Consider the following 3,316-nt stretch of genomic DNA (forward strand, 5'->3'; position numbering starts at 1 on the left):
GCGTTGATTTTTGGCACGCTGTTGAGTTCTCAAGGAACGGACGCTTCCTTTGTACTCACCCTCTCGGGCTTTCCTCCGGGCTTTCGTTCTTCGTTTTTGCGTTTCCGACTCTATCAGACTCTTTCGTGTCCGATTTCCTCGGCGCTTTCGAGGTTCTGCGCTTTCGCGCTTTCCCTTTCCGGCGGTTCCGACTCTATCAGAAGTTTTCCACCGGATTTCCCGGCTTCAGATTCCTGAATGAGGAGTCGACTGTGCCCCACGGGAATTCAATTCCATTTGGGGGCGAGAGAGACTTTAAACCATCGCTGCCGAACTTGTCCAGTTCGAGGCAACCGTTCGAATCTACCTCCCCGCAGCGGCCGTGTCAACGGTCTGCGGGACGACGAGGAGACTAGCAGCTCAGCTGCCTTGTACGCACATCAGGCCGCCGTCGGGAGCGTCGCCGTGCGGTCCGCCTCCTCGACGTCGCCCACCTCGCCGGCGCGGGAAGCGCGGCCGCCGAGGACGTAGACGTAGGCGAGGAACGCGGCCTCCGCGACGACGCCGATCGTGATGCGGGCCCAGGTCGGAAGGCCCGACGGGGTCACGAAGCCCTCGATCAGGCCGGAGACGAAGAGGACCGCGGCCAGGCCGATGGCCATGCCGAGGGCGGCGCGGCCCTGTTCGGCGAGGGCCGTGCGGCGGGTACGGGGGCCCGGGTCGACGACCGTCCAGCCGAGGCGCAGGCCCGTACCGGCGGCGACGAAGACGGCGGTCAGTTCGAGGAGGCCGTGCGGGAGGATCAGGCCGAGGAAGACGTCGAGGCGGCCGGCGGAGGTCATCAGGCCGAGGCCGACGCCGAGGTTGGCCATGTTCAGGAACAGGATCCACAGGACCGGGAGCCCGAGGAAGGCGCCGAGGACCAGGCAGATCGCGGCGGCCTGGGCGTTGTTCGTCCAGACCTGCGCGGCGAAGGAGGCCGCCGGGTGGCTGGAGTAGTAGGTCTCGTACTGGCCGCCCGGCCGGGTCAGGTCCTTGAGGTGCTCCGGGGTGGCTATGGCGCTCTGCACCTCGGGGTGGGCGGCTATCCACCAGCCGATGAGCACGCCGAGGGCGGTGGAGAGCAGCGCGGTGGGTATCCACCAGCGGCGGCTGCGGTAGACGGCGGCCGGGAAGGCCTCGGTGAAGAAGCGGGCGGCGTCGCGCCAGCCGGCGCGGCGGGTGCCGGTGACCGTCGAGCGGGCGCGGGCCACGAGCTGGGTGAGCCGGGCCGTGAGCATCGGGTCGGGGGTGCTGGACTGGATCAGGGAGAGGTGGGTGGAGGTGCGCTGGTAGAGGGCGACGAGTTCGTCGGCCTCCGCCCCGGTGAGCCGGCGGCCGCGGCCGAGGAGCTGCTCCAGGCGGGCCCATTCCGTCTGGTGGGCCGCCACGAAGACGTCGAGATCCATCCGGTTACCGCTCCCCTGCCCCTGGCCACCCGATACGGCTTACTTCTCCTGCGGTCAGCTTGGCAGACTGGGGTGCACAGGGGCGGGTCAGGTCGGGGAAAGGTGCGCGCGTTGAGCGATCTGGTGACGGGAGACGCGGTCGTCCTGGGGCTGCGGCCGGCGCGGCTGCCGAGCCGGGCCCTGGCGGTCCTGCTCGACCTGGTCGTGTACGGCATCGGGTTCGTGGTGGTGATGGTCGGGCTGCTCGCCGCGACGGCCTCCCTGGACGAGGCCGCGCAGGCCGCGGTTGCGGTGGCGAGCCTCCTGCTGGTGGTGGTCGGCGTGCCGATCGCGGTGGAGACGCTGAGCCAGGGCCGTTCGCTGGGGAAGTTGGCGTGCGGGCTGCGGGTGGTGCGGGAGGACGGCGGGCCGATCCGGTTCCGGCACGCGCTGGTGCGCGGGGCCATGGGGGTCGTGGAGCTGCTGCTCACCTTCGGTGCGGTCGCCTGTATCGCCTCGCTGGTGTCGGAGCGGGGCCGGCGGCTGGGTGACGTGTTCGCCGGGACCCTGGTGGTCCGGGAGCGGGTGCCGGGCACCCGCGTGATGCCGGTGCCCCCGCCGCCTCCGTGGCTGGCCGGGCAGTTCGCGGCGCTGGACCTGTCGGCGGTGCCGGACGGGCTGTGGCTGGCGATCCGGCAGTACCTGACGCGGATGAACCAGCTGGACCCGCACACGGGTGCCGCGATGGCGGTGCGGCTCGCGGACGACGTGGTGGCCCGGACCGGGACGCCGCCGCCGGCCGGGGTGCCGGCCGCCGCGTTCCTGATGGCCGTGGTGCACGAGCGGCAGTCCCGGGACGCGGCGCGGGCCTTCGCCGCGGGGCCGGCCCTGTCGGGTCCCGCGCCTGTTCCTGTTCCTGCGCCTGTTCCTGCCCCGGCGGCGATGCCCGTGTCCGCTCCCGCGCCGGTGCCTGCTCCCGCGCCGGTCGTGGCGCCCGTGTCGCCGCCGCCGGCCGCGGCGCCGCCGCGCGGGTCCGGGTTCGCTCCGCCCGCCTAGTCCTCGTAGCCCTCGGCGTCCTCGGCGTCCTCGGCGTCCTCGGCGTCCTCGAACGTCGACGGCGGGGTCTCCAGGTGTTCGAGTTCGATGCCGGGTGCCGAGAGGACCACGTCGCCCGCGATGTGCACGGTGTGGACCTCGCCCGTGTCCAGGGCGGTGACCTGGTATTCGTCCACCACCAGCGGGCCGCTGTCCGTCGGGTGCTCGGCGCGGGAGAGCAGGGCCCAGGCCTGGTCGACCGTACGGGGTGCCAGCACCGGATCGGTGAGGGCGACGAGCCGGACGCGGGTCGCGGGGGCGCCCGGGGTCAGGTGCAGCAGGCGGGCCGTGGCGATGAGGAAGGCCGGGGAGCTGCCGGTGAAGCCGGGGGCGGCGACGTTGCCCTCGGTGGCCTCGGCTCCGGCGGGGTCGGTGCGGACCCAGGTGACGCCGTCGATGGCGGCGCCGCGTACCTGCCAGCCCCCGGCGTTGGCCTCCATGCGGATGGGGCGGCCGAGGGCGTCGACGGCCAGGTCCAGCGACCCGCGGTGGTCGCCGTCCGGGGTGGTCAGCTGGGCCACGTAGCGCCAGCCGGAGGGGCCGGGGGCGCAGTGGAAGTGCTCCTCGCCGAGGGGGGTGTGGTCGTGCGGGTCGTGGAGCGAGTAGCGGCCGCGGGGCATGGCGTCGGGTCCTTGGGTACGGGGCAGGCCCCCGGCGCGGGTGCCGGGGGCCTGCCTGGAGTGCTGCGGATCCTCGGGGACCGGGATCGTTGGCGGTGGATCAGTAGCGGTAGTGGTCGGGCTTGTACGGGCCCTCGACCTCGACGCCGATGTACGAGGCCTGCTCGGGGCGCAGGGTGGTGAGCTTGACGCCGA

5 protein-coding genes are annotated in these 3,316 nt (G+C 72.4%); 2 read left to right on the forward strand and 3 right to left on the reverse strand.

The features are described 5' to 3' along the window. Positions 1-237: hypothetical protein (locus ACQKM2_RS40730; RefSeq protein WP_427719231.1), on the forward strand; the 237-nt coding region annotated here is incomplete at its 5' end. A gap of 182 nt (positions 238-419) precedes the next feature. Here ACQKM2_RS40730 and ACQKM2_RS40735 read toward each other — a convergent pair. Continuing rightward, the gene (locus ACQKM2_RS40735) at positions 420-1,427 is read right to left on the reverse strand and encodes a stage II sporulation protein M (protein WP_427719234.1); all 1,008 of its coding nucleotides are present in this window, start codon (positions 1,425-1,427) and stop codon (positions 420-422) included. Between the two features lie 111 nt (positions 1,428-1,538). Here ACQKM2_RS40735 and ACQKM2_RS40740 point away from each other — a divergent pair, with 111 nt between their 5' ends. Further along, on the forward strand, positions 1,539-2,462 hold the full coding sequence (locus ACQKM2_RS40740; protein ID WP_427719235.1) for an RDD family protein: 924 nt from the start codon (positions 1,539-1,541) through the stop codon (positions 2,460-2,462). Here ACQKM2_RS40740 and ACQKM2_RS40745 read toward each other — a convergent pair. Further along, positions 2,459-3,121: a hypothetical protein gene (locus ACQKM2_RS40745; RefSeq protein ID WP_427719238.1), complete on the reverse strand. Its 663-nt coding sequence runs from the start codon at positions 3,119-3,121 to the stop codon at positions 2,459-2,461. The genes ACQKM2_RS40740 and ACQKM2_RS40745 overlap by 4 nt on opposite strands. 100 nt (positions 3,122-3,221) lie before the next feature. After that, positions 3,222-3,316 (reverse strand): adenosylhomocysteinase (locus tag ACQKM2_RS40750; protein WP_366834197.1); only part of this gene is annotated, 95 nt, incomplete at its 5' end.

Origin of the sequence: Streptomyces sp. NPDC004126 (assembly GCF_050275515.1) — a bacterium.
Taxonomy (GTDB): Bacteria; Actinomycetota; Actinomycetes; order Streptomycetales; family Streptomycetaceae; genus Streptomyces.